The organism is Marinobacter sp. PE14 (assembly GCF_053566155.1).
This window is the reverse complement of the sequence record NZ_JBQXNY010000003.1, coordinates 222,760-238,169: the sequence shown is the minus strand read 5'-3', so window position 1 is coordinate 238,169 and position 15,410 is coordinate 222,760. Positions and strand designations below refer to the sequence as shown.

Sequence of the window (15,410 nt, the reverse complement as noted above, 5' to 3'; positions counted from 1 at the left end):
CACCTCAATTCACTATCGGAATGTCACCAGGGCGGCATCATCCGCCTCCAGGTGGCTGTAGTTATTAAAAACGGCCAGGCTGCGCCGGGGGCCTGAATAAAGGACCCGCGACACACTGGTGTTGGCGATCACCTCGTTCAGGCCCAGTGCCCGGGCGTCATCCAGGCCAAGCAGATGCTGGGCTATTACGGAAATCGGTCCACCGGAGGTCGCCACCAGTACGTCGCCGCCATCGGCGTACTCAATCATTTCCTCGAACGCCGCCAGAACACGGGCCTTGAAGTCCGGCCAGCTTTCGTCGTATTCGTGGTCAAACTCGCCCGAGGCCCAGCGATGCACCGCGTGCACAAAGGCCTCCTGGAACGCTTTGGCCGGTTTGGGAAACGCCTTGAGGTCCCGGGCCATCACCGCCCGGTCACTCCACTCCGGGCGGTACCGGGCCACCACAGTTGTGTGATCAAACTCGTTGAAGCCGGGAACCACTTGCATATCGGGCAGTTTCGTCCCGTACCCGGTGGCGATGGCTTCAACGGTTTCCCGGTGACGCTCCAGATCGCCCCCAAAAATCGCCGCCGGTTCCACCTTGCCAGCGAGCCAGCGGCCAAGCACCCTGCCCTGTTCCCAACCGGTGGAGGACAGTTGATCGTAGTTCTCTTTCCCAAAACTGGCCTGGCCGTGACGAACCAGATAAATCGTCGCCATTACAGGGAGCTCTCCGCGATCAGCCGCTGGCAACGCTTCTCGAGATAATTGGCGGCATGGCCAAAGGCGGCGAAACGCTTGTCTTTGGTCTGGCCATGGTAGAACCGGTAATAGATCTGCTGAATGATGACCGCCAGCCGGAACAGGCCATAGATCTCATAGAAGTCGAAGTTGTCCACCTTGAAGCCGGACTGCTCCATGTAATATGCCACCACTTCCTTGCGGGTAAGCATGCCCGGGCGATGGGTCGGCTGGCGGCGCAGCATCTGGAACGGGCCTTCGTCGTCCGCCTCAATCCAGTAGGCCAGGCTGTTCCCCAGATCCATCAGCGGATCCCCGATGGTGGCCATCTCCCAGTCCAGCACGCCGATGACCTCAAACGGGTTGTCAGGGTTCAGCACCACGTTATCGAAGCGGAAATCGTTGTGGATCACCACCTGGGCAATGTCTTCAGGCATCTTGTCGTTGAGCCAGCTCATCACCTGCTCGAAGTCGCCCACATCGTCGGTGCGTGCCTTGCGGAAACGGTCACTCCAGCCGCCAATCTGGCGCTGAACGTAGCCCTCGCCCTTGCCCAGCTTGTCCAGGCCTGCTGCCTTGGCATCCACACGGTGCAGATCCACCAGCTTGTCGATCACATTCAGGCAAAGCTTGCGGGTATCGGCTTCACTGAGCTCGAAATCCTTCGGAAAGTCCTGGCGCAGGATGATGCCCTTCAACCGTTCCATCACGTAGAAATCGCAACCCAGCACATCGTGATCATCGCAAATGGCAATGATGTTGGGCACGTAGGGATAAACCGGTTTGAGCGCCCGCATGACCTTCGCCTCACGCAGCATGTCGTGGGCAGACTTGGCGATCTTGCCGAACGGCGGCCGCCGCAAGACGTAGGACCGGTCGCCGTAATCCACCTGGTAGGTCAGGTTTGAGGCGCCGCCCGGGTATTGACGAATCTCTGGCTCGCCTTGCAGATCAGGGATCGCCTCTTTCATGAACCGGTCTACAGCGCCAGTATCCAGCTCCTCGCCTTCCCGGATGTCCACGGCCTCGTCGATCTGGGTCATTCAGGACTCTCCTTTTGAATCTTCAGTTAAAGACAGTTAAAAACAGCGCCCTCAGGCCTTGCTGCCACCCATCTTGCTCATCCAGCGCTTGCTTTCCTGATGCATCAGCCAGTCGAAAGCCTTCGGCGCATGGCGCTTGAGCATCCACATACGGCGCTCCTTGGCATGGGGCAATACCCAGAAGCTCTTGTTTTCCACCGACCGGAAAATATCCTCGGCCACATCCTCAGCGGTCACCGTGGACCGCTTCATCAGCTTGTTCACATTCTGCTGAATGCCGGGGATATCTGAACGCATGCTGCTGGTCAGATTGGTCTGGAAAAACGCCGGGCACACGCAGCTCACATGAATACCCGCATCCCGAAGCTCCTGGCTCAGGGTTTCAGACAGGGCAATCACCCCGGCCTTGGTCACATTGTAGCTATCCATCAACGGCGCCAGCATCAGCCCGGCCATGGAAGCCACATTCACGAACGCCCCGGAGCCCTGCTGCTTGAACTGCGGCGTGAACGCCTTACAGCCGCGAACCACACCCAGCACGTTGATATCGAGAATCCACTCCCAATCCGCCATGGTGGTATCTTCAATGGAACCGGCCGAAGCAACACCGGCGTTGTTCACCACCACATCGACGCCGCCCCATTTCTTCACGAGATCATCGCGGACCTTTTCGAAATCGGTCAGACGTCGAACATCGCATTCGACGAAATAGCCTTCGCCTCCGGCCGCATTAATCTCTTTCTCGACGCCAACACCCTGCTCCGGGTTAATGTCGCCGATGCAAACTTTGGCGCCTTCTTTGGCATAACGCAGTGCTATGGCGCGGCCAAGTCCGCTTGCGCCGCCCGTGATGAATACTCTTTGTGTCATGGTGATTCCCGTTGTATCGGATTTTTAGTCAGCTCAACTCACAGGTATACGAGAGTGGGCGGGGCTGGCCTTCTGAAACTGTGCGGAGCCATGGATGGCGTAGCCAAGCGTACATGGACGTATTCACAGCGTGTTTCAGAAGGCCAGCTCCGCCACCGAGCTATCAGTTCTTGTACTTTCGCAATTCAAGACGGGCCACCATAGCCCGATGCACCTCATCCGGGCCATCCGCCAGGCGTAAAACACGGGCATAGGCAAACAGCTGCGTCAGCGGGAAGTCGTCATCGCTGACCCCGGCACCACCGTGAATCTGAATGGCCTGATCCACAATGTTTTGCAACATGGACGGAATCACCGCCTTGATCATGGAGACCTCCTGAAGCGCCCCCATGATGCCCTTGGTATCCAGTGCCCAGGCGCATTTCAGCGTAAGCAGACGGGCCTGCTCAATGGCCATGCGGGCATTGGCAATGATATCCGGATTGCCGCCCAGCTTGGCGATCGGCCGCCCGAAGGCCTCACGAGTGGTGGCACGCTTGATCAGAATCTCCAATGTGCGCTCCGCCGCACCGATCGCCCGCATGCAATGGTGCACACGGCCCGGCCCAAGGCGCCCCTGGGCGATCTCGAACCCGCGGCCCGGACCGGCGATGAATGCGCTCTTGGGCAAACGGACGTTGTCGAACAACACCTCCCCATGACCATACGGCTCATCGTATTCACCGAACACCGGCAGCATGCGCTCAATCTTCACGCCTGGGGTGTCCAGCGGCACCAGCACCATGGAATGACGGCGATGCTTGTGCGCATCCGGATCCGTCAGACCCATGAAGATGGCAACCTTGCAGTCGGGATGCCCGATACCGGTGCTCCACCACTTGCGACCGTTCAGAACCACTTCGTCGCCTTCGACAATGGCGGTTGCTTCCATGTTAGTGGCATCAGACGAGGCCACAGCAGGCTCGGTCATGCAGAAGGCAGAGCGGATCTCGCCGCTGAGCAGCCGTGGCAGCCACTCGGCTTTCTGCTCTTCAGAGCCATAGTGGATCAGCACTTCCATATTGCCGGTGTCTGGAGCATTGCAGTTGAAGATCTCAGGCGCAATAAAGCTGCGCCCGGTTTCCTCGGCAATCAGGGCATAGTCGGAGTTCAGCAGACCACAGCCGTATTTTTCGTCCGGGAAGAACATGTTCCAGAGACCCTGGGCTTTGGCCTTCTCCTTCAGCTCCCGGATGATCGGCAGCACAACCCAGCGGTTATCCAGAGAGGCAAGCTCCTTGTGGTACTGCTCTTCGATGGGAAAAATCTCATCCTTCATGAACTGTTTCACGCGGTTGAGATAGTCCTGTCCTTTCTCGGAAATATTGAAATCCATCGCCGTCTCCTCGCTAACGGTTGCACAGTAGCGTGCATGGAATCATCACGTTGAGACCAGTCTAGGGATGACTCAACTATTACGCGACTGAATTATTCTTATCGTTTAGTATTAACCAAACTTATTCAAAATATCTAAAGAATGGATCCCGCTCATGGCCCTCAACCGCCTGGACCTGAACCTGTTGCACGTATTTGACACCATCTACCGGGAAGGCAGCCTGACCCGCGCGGCCAGGGCACTGCATCTGACACAGCCTGCGGTAAGTCATTCGCTTTCCCGGCTCCGGGACCATTTTGATGATCCGCTGTTTACCCGCCAGGGCAATCAGATGGTGCCGACGCCATTGGCCCGACGGTTCCTCGAGTCCATGCGGCCGGGCCTCACCCAGATCCAGGGCGCAGTAAACCAGTTTCATGCTTTCGATCCGGCCACCCAGCGCAAAACGTATTCGCTCGGGTTGCGGGATATCCTGGAATCCACCTTCCTGCCCCGCCTGATGGCGCGTCTGGACGCCTACCCGGAACTGGAGATCGTCAGCCAGCGGATCGCGCGGCGTGACATGGAGACGCAACTGGCCGCCGGCAAACTGGATTTTGCCGTGGATGTGTTATTGCCCGTAAGCAACCAGACTTCCCATGAACTGCTGCGGCGCGACCGCCTGGTGGTGCTGGCCCGGGAAGGGCATCCGCTGGCAACAGAGGCTCTGGATATGGAAGGGTATCTGTCCGCGAAACACGTGCTGGTATCTTCAAGAACCGAGGGCCCCGGAATTGAAGACTTTGAGCTGTCGAGGCTGGGCGTACAGCGCAGTATCCGGCTAAGGTGCCAGCATTATTACGCCGCTTGCAGAGTTGTGGAGGACACCGATCTCCTGCTGACCATGCCGGAAGCTTACGCCCGCATCATTGCGGAGCGAGCCAACATACGGATCATGGACCCGCCCGCAAACCTGCCATCCATCGACGTGCATCTGTATTGGCACAAGGCTTACGAGAGAGAACCGGCCCTGATCTGGTTCCGGGAGCAGTTGAAGGCTATCAGTTGAGCCTCAGTAGGCACCAACCACCATAAGGAAACCGAAAAACCCAATAGCAGTGATACCCAGGGCGGCGACTACGATTCCAAGCCCCCACCAGACGGCGGCGCCATCGGATATTTCCACATCATGCCCCCTTAGGGTTCGGTAGAAAGCCCAGGGGCCGAGTACAAACGCACCGACTACCGCGAACACCAGCCCAACGCTGATGCCGGCAAAGGTCCAGGTAGCCAGAACCATGGCGCGATCTTTGACCTGGTCGGTGACGCCATGGTGCTCGAGAAATTTCTTGCAGAAAAACCAGATCAGGGCGAACAGGATGATGACGAAAACCAGTCCGCCGACAATGGTGATCATTCGGTATAGCAAGGTGTTGTTCCTGTCAGTTTAGAGGCCGCTCAGGCCGGAAACTCGGGCTCCGGAAGGCATTCGAACCCCGGTTTGGCAAACAGATAGCCCTGGTAGAGATTAATTCCCTGGGAGCGCAACCAGAAATATTCTTCCTTGGTTTCGACGCCCTCAGCGATTATCTGGCCGCCAAGCTGGGTCATCATGGTGATGATGCCGGCAACAACGGCCTGCTTGTTCGGCTCCCGATCGATATCGCGGATCAGTGCCATATCCAGCTTCAAGAGATTTGGCGGGCTGGCCATCATAATGTTGTAACGCGAGAAGCCAGCACCAAAATCATCAATGGCGGTGCTGAACCCCATCTCCTGATACGCCTCAATGATCGACACAAGGTGGTCGACAGACGTGGACGTCAGTTGTTCGTCCTCGGTGAGCTCGAAAATGATTTTGCGGGTATCAAAGTTGTAGGTTTTCGCAGCGGCAAGCGTAGTACGAATACAGTACTCGGCTTTGTATACCGCATTGGGCATGAAGTTAATGCTGAGCATTGTCTCCATTTTCAGCCTGGCGGCAAGCTTGACCGCCTTGACGCGACAAACCTGATCAAATGCATAGCGGTTCCGCTCATTCACCTTCGAGAGAACGCTCATGGCACCCTCTCCTTCAGTGCCCCTAACGAGGGCCTCGTAGGCGTAAACAGATTTGTTAAGGACGTCAACAATGGGCTGGAATGCGAAGGTAAAGGAAAAATCCAACCCCTCTCCACAGGCACATTGCTCGCAATGAGACTCGTCAAACAGTACGGCGGGTTGGTCCACTTCAACTCCTGAATTCACTTCTGGCGATTTTGCTGTCTTTACAAGGCATATTTTCAACCCAATATAGCTGCGATCCCCTCCCTGGTAAAACCACTTTCTGGTTAAAGCATGTCAAACGGTGGCATCCCCTGCTTACATGACTAAACTGGGGTTTGTCGTTTATACGTGTCTGTCCACAAAAGGAGTTTCCCGAATGGCCCAAACTACCCGCATCGCTGTGACCCCGGGCGACGGCATAGGCCCAGAAGTGGTGGCCGAGGCTGTGCGCTGCCTCGAGACCCTGCGCGCCAAACACGGCCTGGAACTCGAGTGGACACGGTTTCCATGGCCATCACACGCCTGGCATGAGGAGCATGGCGAATCCATGCCGGCGGATGCCCTGGCGCAGTTACAGAAGTTCGATGCCATCCTGCTGGGTGCACTTGGCGATCCCGGTCCTGTGGACGATCCGGACCGATACTTGCTGCCAGACAGCATCTCACTGGCGCCACTGCTGGACATGCGCAAAGGGTTCGACCAGTGGGTCTGTGAGCGTCCGGCACGGCTTCTGCCCGGTGCCCGCCAGTACCTGGCCGATGAGCGTGCCAAGGACATCGACATGCTGGTGATTCGGGAAAACTCGGAGGGTGAATACGTCAGCCAGGGTGGTCGGTTGCGCAAGGGCACGCCAGACGAGGTAGCCACCCAGATGGAGGTGTTTACACGCAAGGCAACCGACCGGATTATCCGTTACGGATTTGAGCAGGCCCGAAACCGAGCCGCAGACCGGGTTACAGAGGGCCGGTCACGGACATTCCGGACGCTGGACGGAAGAACCTGTGAAAGCCAGGTGTGCCTGGTTACCAAGCGCAATGCCTTGCGCTACTGGGGCGACATGTACACCGAAGCTTTCGACGAAATCAGCAAGGAATACCCGGACGTGGCCACACATCATGAACTGGTGGACGCGGCCTGCATGAAGTTTGTGCAAAGCCCCTGGGCCTTTGATGTGGTGGTCGCGAGCAACCTCCAGGGGGACATTCTGACCGACCTCGCGGCGGTACTGTCAGGTGGCATGGGCGTGGCCCCCTCCTGCAACCTGAACCCGACGGATCCGGATATGCCGTCTATGTTCGAACCCACCCATGGCAGCGCGCCGGACATTGCCGGGCAGGGCCTGGCTGACCCCACCGCCATGCTCTTTACCGCCGCCCGCATGCTCGAGTGGCTGGGCCGCAAGGACCCTGCCATTGCCGCGGCTGGCAAGGAACTGTTCGATGCGGTGGCCGCCGACCTTGCCGAGAACTCGGGGAGCCGGCGAGGCACCCATGAGATCGGCTCTGCGATCTGCGAGCGGCTGTCTCAATAAATCAGGGTTACTGGTCGGCCATGACAAATTCGAGCCGGCCAGGGGCCACGCGCACATCTACGGGCATCATACCGAACATACGCTGGGCGAAGTCGGTTTCGTCCAGCCGGTAAACCGGCATGGTCTCCAGCATCTGGGCGACCAGACGCATGACCGTATCGGTTACAGGCTTCAGATCCCCTTTGAAGAACGGAGAGTCGATACTGCTTTCCAGAAGCTGCAACCGCCGTATGAAGATGGCTTTCTCAGTGCTGTCGTAAACTGGCGCTCCCTCGACCTTCAAGGCGATATCAACGGGCAGCTTCGCCATTAACGCATTCAGGGCCACCTGCCCCTTCAGATCGATCACTGCCACGTCGCGTCCGTCGGGGCCGAGGGTAATGTCGGCGTCGTCCAGACTCAGACTTAATGGCGAACCACTATTCAGTTGGTTGCGGTCAAACTCGCGAACCACATCCTGAAGGTGCCGTTCCAGCTCGCCTTCGGAAATGGAATAGGGAGAAAGACTGGCACAACCGCTGGCGAGCACCAGCAGCAGGGCCACAAGCGCCCGCAGGGCGTAAATCGGCGTTCTATTCATTCTCGGCCCGGGCCTCGACATGAGGCGTCAGAGTGTCGTCAAAAACCACGTGTATCAAGATGGGCCTACAGCAGACCTGGCAATCCTCGACATACTCCTGTTCCGGTACCGACGGGTCGACGCTGACATCCAGCGTTTCCCAGCAGTACGGGCACTGAATCAGCACCGAATCCAGGGCAGACATGGCATCACCTCAGAACTGTTGCTTGGCCATCCAGGGGATGACACGATCGAACGCCTCTTCCAGCTTCTCGCAGGTCGTGGAGAAACTGATCCGCACGGCGTTAGTACACCCCTCGCCAAAGGCATCACCGGGCACCATACAGACGCCCGTTTCCTTCAACATTCGCAGAGCCAGATCCGAGCCATCGACATGGGGCGGGAGATCCGGGAAGGCGAAGAAGGCACCGCCGGGCTTGTAGCCGGTCATGTAGGGGGTCTGATCCACCAGCTCGACCACTTTGTCTCTGCGTTCACGATAGATGTCCACCATATCGCGAACGCATTGCTGGTCACCGGTCAGTGCTGCGACGCCGGCAAACTGGGACGGCGTATTAGCCACGGAGGTGGTGAACATGTGGAAGCGACGCAGAGATTTGATGGCCGCCTGGCTGGCAATCACCCAGCCAACACGCAGACCCGCCATGCTGTAGGTTTTTGAAAAACTGCTGATGCACATGATGTTGTCCAGATCCATCGAGCAGTTCAGCACGCTGGCGAAGTCTTCGTCATCAAAGATCAGGTGGTCGTAGACTTCATCGGCATACACCTGAATTCCCCGATACGCGCATTCCTCAAGGATGGTCTCCACGGTGCTACGCGGGTACACCGCCCCGGTCGGGTTGTTGGGGTTGTTCAGGATCAGCGCATAAGTCCTGGGCCCCATGGCCTTGATGACCTCATCCGGATCCAGCTGGTGGTTATTCTCTGCCCGGGTCTGCACAAACTTTACTTCGCCACCGTTCATACGAATCAGGGGCGCATAAAGCAAAAACGACGGGTCCGTCACGATAAACTGCCGTCCCGGCGCAGAGGTGGCAGAGATAGCCAGGTACATGGCCTCGGTGGCGCCGCTGGTAATCAGGATGTTGTCCCGGGTCAGTTTCCGGTTGTAGCGCTTGCCGTAATAGTCGCGCAAGGCCACCAGCAATTCAGGCAGGCCGGCATCCATGGTATAGCCCGTCTGCCCCGCATTAAGCGCATCGATGTAGGCATCGATGACGTGCTTTGGAGTCGGCAGATCCGGCTGACCGATGGAAAGATGAATAACATCCTTCATGGTGGCCGCCATATTCACCATGCGACGGATACCCGGCACCGGGACCGCCTGCATGGCAGGGTTCCAACTGGCCTTGGTTTTCCGGTACTTGACTCGACGCGGTTTGGCCTGGCCAGTTTCTTTGTTGGCGGCTTCTGCCATAAACACCTCCTGCAAACGGGGCAAATAAAATCTACCCCTGCAGGTTAGTCAGTATGGCAGGCCTCTACAAGACAAAAAATCATATAGATGATGTACGTGAAAGTACCGCCATCACCGCGGTCAGAGCAAAATCTGTTGCTCCGCAAGTTGACCCGACAGTGCCTGCCGACCAGACTGTTATTACCCCTCGGGGGCGACGACCAGTTCCACCAAGTCATTCATCAAAAAGGCGGAGGCTCAATGACTCAACACAGCAAACCTGTTGTTACCGTTCTCACCGCGCCGGGAGAGCAGGAACCGCCGGGAATGGACGCAGTCAGGGCCCGCGCCGATGTGCGCTTTGCCTGCGACGAGCCAACCCTTCGCGACACCCTGCCGGGCACCGACATCATGATGGTGACGGACTTTCGCACGGAGGCCCTCGCGGCCGCCTGGCACACTGCAGACAAGCTGAAATGGATCCACGCCACCAGTGCCGGCGTCGACGCCCTGATGTTCCCGGATCTGATCAGGGATGATGTGACCGTCACCAATGCCCGGGGCATTTTCGACCGCACCATTGCGGAATACGTGCTCTGCACCATCCTCATGTTCGCAAAGGATTTCCCGAACTCTATCCGCCTGCAGGTGAAGCACCAGTGGAAGCATCGGGATACGGAGCGGGCAGAGGGCAAGCAGGTTCTGGTTGTCGGCGCAGGTTCTATCGGCCGGCAGATCGGCCGCCTGGTCGGCGCCGCCGGATTAAAAGCACACGGCATCGCCCGCAAGCCCAGGAAGGAAGACCCGGATTTTGTGGCGGTGCACGGCAATGACGATCTTTACGAGCAGCTTGGGCACGCCGACTTTGTGGTCATTGCGGCGCCATTGACACCCCAGACCGAGGGCCTGTTTGACGAAAAAGCCTTCAAGGCCATGAAAAAATCCGCCCGCCTGATCAATATTGGCCGCGGCCCAATCGTCAAAACCAATGATCTGATTACGGCGCTCCGGAATGGCGAGATTGCCGGCGCCGGCCTCGATGTCTTCGAGGAGGAGCCGCTGGCCGAAGACCACCCGCTCTGGGACATGGAGAATGTCACCATGACAGCGCACATGGCTGGCGATTTCATCGGCTGGAAGCGCGCACTGACGGACCAGTTCCTGGAGAACTTCGACCGCTGGCACAAGGGTGACGAGCTGTTCAATTTGGTCGACAAGGAATTGGGTTACGCTGGCAGCAAATAACCGTGTCTGGCACTCATCCAAAAACAAAACGGGAGCCAAAAGGCTCCCGTTTTATATTCGAACCATCAAAACCAATCAGCTACCAGACAAGGACTGATCCGATGGATCAATCTCCATCTGCTGGATTGCAATCACCGCCTGAGTGCGGTTCCGCACTCCGAGCTTCCGGAAGACCGCCGTGATATGAGCCTTGATGGTGGCTTCCGACACATCCAGATCATAGGCGATCTGTTTGTTCAGAAGTCCCTCGGCCAGCATACCCAGCACCCGGAACTGTTGAGGCGTCAGCGATGCCAGCTTCTCTGAAAAGTCGGTGGCATCTGAATGCATACGCTCAATCTTGTCGGCCACTCCCTGCGGCAACCAGACGTCGCCTTCCAGAACCGCCTGAATCGCCTCGGTAATGGTAGGCAGCGGCGCCGACTTCGGTATGAAGCCGGAAGCGCCGTAGTCAATCGAGCGACGCATGACCTGCAATTCTTCGGATCCTGACACAACCACCACCGGCAGCCCCGGGTACTGCCCGCGCATGAACACGAGCCCGGAGAAGCCATGGGCACCCGGCATGTTGAGATCCAGCAGAACCAGATCCGCATCCGGGTGCGACTCTACCGCCGCCTGCAGTGCCTTGATGCTGTCGACTTCCACCGTCTCAGCATCGGGCACCGCCTGACTGACCGCCTGCTTCAGTGCTGCGCGAAACAGCGGGTGATCATCAGCGACGATAATTGTTTGTGCCATTCAACAGATTCCTTACAGGTACATGGCCTGGTAACACACAGGCGTTACTGGTTCGCTCGACCGCTGATCAGGTCATCGACTACACCCGGATCTGCCAGCGTAGACGTATCACCCAACTGGTCGTGCTCGTTAGCAGCAATCTTACGCAGAATGCGCCGCATAATCTTGCCAGAACGCGTTTTGGGCAGTCCAGGGGCCCACTGGATCACATCGGGAGAGGCGATAGGACCAATCTCCTTGCGCACCCACTGGACCAGCTCTTTCTTCAACTCGTCAGAAGGTTCCTCGCCATGTACCAGCGTTACGTAGACATAGATGCCCTGCCCCTTGATGTCATGCGGATAGCCAACAACCGCAGCTTCTGCGACCTTCTCATGAGAGACCAGAGCGCTTTCGACTTCGGCGGTACCCAGGCGGTGGCCTGACACGTTCAGAACATCGTCGACACGACCTGTGATCCAGTAGTACCCGTCTTCATCGCGACGGGCGCCGTCGCCGGTAAAGTACATGCCTTTATAGGTACTGAAGTAGGTCTGTGCAAAGCGCTCGTGATCACCAAAGATCGTCCGCATCTGGCCGGGCCAGCTATCCAGAATCACCAGGTTACCTTCGGTCTTGCCCTCGAGGATATTGCCATCGTTGTCTACCAGTGCCGGCTGGACACCGAAGAACGGAACGGTGGCGGAACCCGGTTTCAGGTCGATCGCACCAGGCAGCGGAGAAATCAGAATACCGCCGGTTTCGGTCTGCCACCAGGTATCCACGATGGGGCACTTGCTGTTGCCGATGACCCGGTGGTACCACTCCCAGGCTTCGGGGTTGATGGGCTCGCCCACGGAGCCCAGCAATTTCAGGCTTTCGCGGGTAGTGCCGTTCATGCAGGACTCGCCTTCCGCCATCAGGGCGCGAATCGCGGTCGGGGCGGTGTAAAGGATGTTGACCTTGTGCTTGTCGACAACCTGCCCCATGCGAGAGCTGTCCGGGTAGTTGGGCACGCCCTCAAACAGAACCGTAACGGCACCATTGGCCAGCGGGCCATACAGGATGTAGCTATGGCCGGTGACCCAGCCGAAATCGGCAGTACACCAGTAGACATCGCCATCGTGGTAATCGAAGACGTACTCGTGAGTCATGGATGTGTAGACCATGTAGCCGCCGGTTGTATGCAGCACACCCTTGGGCGCACCGGTGGAGCCGGAGGTGTACAGCATGAACAGCGGATCTTCAGCGTTCATCGGCTCTGGCGGGCAATCGGCAGAGGCAGACTTCATCAGGTCTTCGTAACGCTCGTCGCGGGGGTCATTCCAGGGTACTTCGGAATTGCCGGTCCGGGTAACCACCACCACCTTCTCGACATTTGCGGCATCTTCATTCTTTAGGGCTGCGTCCACGTTCTTCTTCAGCGGAATTTTGCGGCCGCCACGAACGCCTTCATCAGCGGTGACTACGAAGCGGGATTTGCCGTTCACGATCCGCGCACCAAGGGCTTCCGGAGAAAAACCGCCGAACACCACGGAGTGGATCGCGCCGATACGTGCGCAGGCCAGCATGGCGACGGCTGTCTCGACAATCATCGGCATGTAGATCGTTACAACATCCCCCTTCTTCACGCCCAGACCTTTCAGGACGTTGGCGAACTTACTGGTTTCCTCGTGCAGTTCGCGATAGGTGACATTGCGGGAATCGGCAGGATCATCACCTTCAAAAATGATGGCTGTCTGGTCGCCACGCTTATCCAGATGACGGTCCAGGCAGTTGGCAGAGGCGTTCAACTGGCCATCTTCGAACCACTTGATGGACAGGTTGTTGTAATCGTAGCTCGTGTTTTTGACCTTGGTGTAAGGTTTGATCCACTCAAGGCGCTTGCCGTGCTCACCCCAGAAAGTATCCGGGTCTTCAACTGACTGACGATACATTTTTTCATACTGTTCCCGGTTCAGAAGGGCCTGTTTGGCCACCTCCGGGCTTACCGGATATACCTGTTTACCAGTCATTGTGCTCCCCCTTTAGTCAGAGTCTGTTGTCATTGTCGGTTTTTGGAATTCAGACGTTGAGGCCTCTCCGGCCCAGTAGACGGATAGTGGTAGTTCACCATGCTAGCCACCACACAATGAATTAGACTAACGTCCTAATCCGCCTGAACTTTTAGCCAAAAAAGGTCGGTAACCTGCAAGAAAACAACGGTAAATTGCGCCGAACGAGAAGCTTTCTTAAGGATAGTTCGGTTGGAGCCGATGGCAAACCGGGAAGAGGGGCGGCCGGGCAAAAAAGCCCGGTCTTCGCGACCGGGCTCTGGATTCATGCCGCCTTTTTACGAGCCTTGGCTGAGCGCAGGCTGTAGACCTTGCGCTCCTTGAGGGCGTAGCGGTTGAGCCCTGCCAGATGGATCTTGCGCAGATAAACAGACCAGTCAATCTGGCGTGCGTCCACCGGAAACAGCACCTTGTCCAGTTCGCCCATTCTAGAGGCCAGGGCCAGCAGGTCGTCGTTCCGGAAGATGTAGTCCGGCGCGGTGTAGAAACCGAAAATGGTGGCCAGAGAGCGGGTCGTGTCCAGATTCCGGAGCACTTTCAACTCGCGATTCTGGCCCAGCATGCGCAAAACCTTTCCGGTAATGCTCAGTGGAATGCGCACCCCGCCCACAACGGCATCGAACAGCCGGCGGTTGACTGCAATGAAGGGTTTGGTCGGCTGCCGGTAGAACAGCTGATCGTATTCGGCGAAGTTGGCTTTGGATTCCGCCATAAGGTGGTCAATAAACTGCCCGAGGGAAACCGGGTTGGAGCTGCCACTGCAACACTGGTAAATCCGGTGACGCGGCGAATCAGCAACGGCTTCGGCCGCCGCCAGGATGATGGCATTGGCCACCAGATCCACGGGAATAACATCAATGACGCCAGCGCGTTTGCCAGGGAAGAGCGTAACCTTCTCGCGGGCATAAGCGAGGATAATGGCATCCGCCACCTTCACACCTTCGATCCAGCCTGGCGCGGGTTCCTCGAGTGCACTTTCAATAATGGATGGGCGCACAATGGTCAGTGCCCGCCCGGACAGGGCCTTGAGCAAGAGTTGCTCACCCAGCCACTTGGTAAAGGTGTAGGTATCGCTCCAACCGTAATGGTTGGCTTCACGGATGCCAAGATCCACCAGCTTCTTCTCCAGTGCCTTGCCGGAGTAACGGGAACGCACGTCCGCTATCTTGTCCTCCAGCAGCCGGACCAGCTCCTCGATCTCATAGTAGCCTTCAGTGCTCCGGGGAATGGATTCACCTGCCGGCTTGATCACGGTCTCCGTGATCTGCCCCGAATTCATACCATTTACATAGCAGGTGGAAACCTGAAGCACCGCCAGCGCCTTGTTCTGTCGGGCAAGCTCGGCGACGTTTTCGAGGCAACGAGTATTGATGGCAAGTGCTTTATCGAGCTCTTCACGGAAGTTCACACTGGCGGCGGAGTTGACAACCACATCGATGCCACCGGCCAGCTTGCGGAAACGGTCAGCGGACAGACCAAACAAGGGCTCGGTCACTTCCCCGGTTACGCAATGCACACGCTCTTCAATGAAGGTTTCGAAAGCCTCGTTGTCGTCCTGACGCAGACGATCGAAGACTGACGACGTGGCGATCTCCTCATAAAAACGATCTCGCGCATCGGGATGGCGTTTGTTTCCACGGATCAGCAGGTGAATGCCGCCTATGTCCGGAACGGCGCGAATGAGCTTTTCCAGAACTACCTTGCCGAGAAAGCCGGTGGTGCCGGTAATCAGAACGTGCTTGCCCCGGAGTCGCTCAAGTACTTTTGATGACGCCTCGGGATTCAGCTGCTGTGTTGCCATGGGAGAACTCCTTCTCACTTCAATTCGTTGTCGGCGCACACCTG

At 57.5% G+C, this 15,410-nt stretch carries 15 protein-coding genes; 3 read left to right on the top strand and 12 right to left on the bottom strand.

The features are described from left to right. Positions 1-12 precede the first annotated feature (12 nt). The 4 genes from ACWJ62_RS11760 to ACWJ62_RS11745 all read right to left on the bottom strand — a co-directional run bounded on the left by ACWJ62_RS11760 (position 13) and on the right by ACWJ62_RS11745 (position 4,011). Positions 13-702 (bottom strand): histidine phosphatase family protein, encoded by a 690-nt coding sequence (locus ACWJ62_RS11760; protein ID WP_449286348.1) that lies wholly within the window; start codon positions 700-702, stop codon positions 13-15. After that, positions 702-1,766, bottom strand: coding sequence for a phosphotransferase family protein (locus ACWJ62_RS11755; RefSeq protein ID WP_014576312.1), 1,065 nt, complete (start codon positions 1,764-1,766; stop codon positions 702-704). The genes ACWJ62_RS11760 and ACWJ62_RS11755 overlap by 1 nt, the downstream gene beginning before the upstream one ends. Before the next feature lie 51 nt (positions 1,767-1,817). Then, positions 1,818-2,636 (bottom strand): SDR family oxidoreductase, encoded by an 819-nt coding sequence (locus ACWJ62_RS11750; protein WP_014576311.1) that lies wholly within the window; start codon positions 2,634-2,636, stop codon positions 1,818-1,820. A gap of 163 nt (positions 2,637-2,799) precedes the next feature. Further along, positions 2,800-4,011: an acyl-CoA dehydrogenase family protein gene (locus ACWJ62_RS11745; RefSeq protein WP_449286347.1), complete on the bottom strand. Its 1,212-nt coding sequence runs from the start codon at positions 4,009-4,011 to the stop codon at positions 2,800-2,802. A 154-nt stretch (positions 4,012-4,165) separates the two neighbouring features. Here ACWJ62_RS11745 and ACWJ62_RS11740 point away from each other — a divergent pair, with 154 nt between their 5' ends. Beyond that, positions 4,166-5,059 (top strand): LysR family transcriptional regulator, encoded by an 894-nt coding sequence (locus ACWJ62_RS11740; protein ID WP_148608031.1) that lies wholly within the window; start codon positions 4,166-4,168, stop codon positions 5,057-5,059. A gap of 3 nt (positions 5,060-5,062) precedes the next feature. Here the strand turns inward: ACWJ62_RS11740 and ACWJ62_RS11735 are convergent, their stop codons facing one another. Both ACWJ62_RS11735 and ACWJ62_RS11730 read right to left on the bottom strand, forming a co-directional pair. Next, the gene (locus ACWJ62_RS11735) at positions 5,063-5,419 is read right to left on the bottom strand and encodes a hypothetical protein (protein ID WP_240339418.1); all 357 of its coding nucleotides are present in this window, start codon (positions 5,417-5,419) and stop codon (positions 5,063-5,065) included. Positions 5,420-5,448: 29 nt separating this feature from the next. Further along, entirely contained in the window at positions 5,449-6,219 is a 771-nt protein-coding gene (locus ACWJ62_RS11730) for an EAL domain-containing protein (RefSeq protein WP_449286346.1), read from the bottom strand. 193 nt (positions 6,220-6,412) lie between these two features. Between ACWJ62_RS11730 and ACWJ62_RS11725 the strand changes: the two genes are divergently transcribed. Beyond that, positions 6,413-7,567, top strand: coding sequence for an isocitrate/isopropylmalate dehydrogenase family protein (locus tag ACWJ62_RS11725; protein WP_449286345.1), 1,155 nt, complete (start codon positions 6,413-6,415; stop codon positions 7,565-7,567). A gap of 7 nt (positions 7,568-7,574) precedes the next feature. On the opposite strand, the gene ACWJ62_RS11720 is transcribed toward ACWJ62_RS11725, so the two are convergent. From ACWJ62_RS11720 to ACWJ62_RS11710, 3 genes are read right to left on the bottom strand one after another with little or no spacing between them, the layout of a single operon-like run. Then, positions 7,575-8,147, bottom strand: coding sequence for a DUF1439 domain-containing protein (locus ACWJ62_RS11720; RefSeq protein WP_449286344.1), 573 nt, complete (start codon positions 8,145-8,147; stop codon positions 7,575-7,577). Further along, positions 8,140-8,331, bottom strand: a complete 192-nt coding sequence (locus ACWJ62_RS11715; RefSeq protein WP_008176119.1) for a CPXCG motif-containing cysteine-rich protein — start codon at positions 8,329-8,331, stop codon at positions 8,140-8,142. Before ACWJ62_RS11715 ends, ACWJ62_RS11720 begins: the two co-directional genes overlap by 8 nt. 9 nt (positions 8,332-8,340) lie before the next feature. After that, entirely contained in the window at positions 8,341-9,567 is a 1,227-nt protein-coding gene (locus ACWJ62_RS11710; protein WP_449286343.1) for a pyridoxal phosphate-dependent aminotransferase, read from the bottom strand. Positions 9,568-9,807: 240 nt separating this feature from the next. Here ACWJ62_RS11710 and ACWJ62_RS11705 point away from each other — a divergent pair, with 240 nt between their 5' ends. Then, positions 9,808-10,791: a D-2-hydroxyacid dehydrogenase gene (locus tag ACWJ62_RS11705; protein WP_449286342.1), complete on the top strand. Its 984-nt coding sequence runs from the start codon at positions 9,808-9,810 to the stop codon at positions 10,789-10,791. Between the two features lie 75 nt (positions 10,792-10,866). Here ACWJ62_RS11705 and ACWJ62_RS11700 read toward each other — a convergent pair whose 3' ends face one another. The 3 genes from ACWJ62_RS11700 to ACWJ62_RS11690 form a co-directional block, all read right to left on the bottom strand. Then, positions 10,867-11,532, bottom strand: a complete 666-nt coding sequence (locus ACWJ62_RS11700) for a response regulator transcription factor (RefSeq protein WP_008176124.1) — start codon at positions 11,530-11,532, stop codon at positions 10,867-10,869. 44 nt (positions 11,533-11,576) lie between these two features. After that, positions 11,577-13,526: an acetate--CoA ligase gene (gene acs / locus ACWJ62_RS11695; RefSeq protein ID WP_449286341.1), complete on the bottom strand. Its 1,950-nt coding sequence runs from the start codon at positions 13,524-13,526 to the stop codon at positions 11,577-11,579. 304 nt (positions 13,527-13,830) lie between these two features. Next, positions 13,831-15,366 carry a fatty acyl-CoA reductase gene (locus ACWJ62_RS11690; protein ID WP_449286340.1) on the bottom strand — a complete coding sequence of 512 codons (1,536 nt, stop codon included), beginning with the start codon at positions 15,364-15,366 and terminating at the stop codon, positions 13,831-13,833. Positions 15,367-15,410 lie beyond the last annotated feature (44 nt).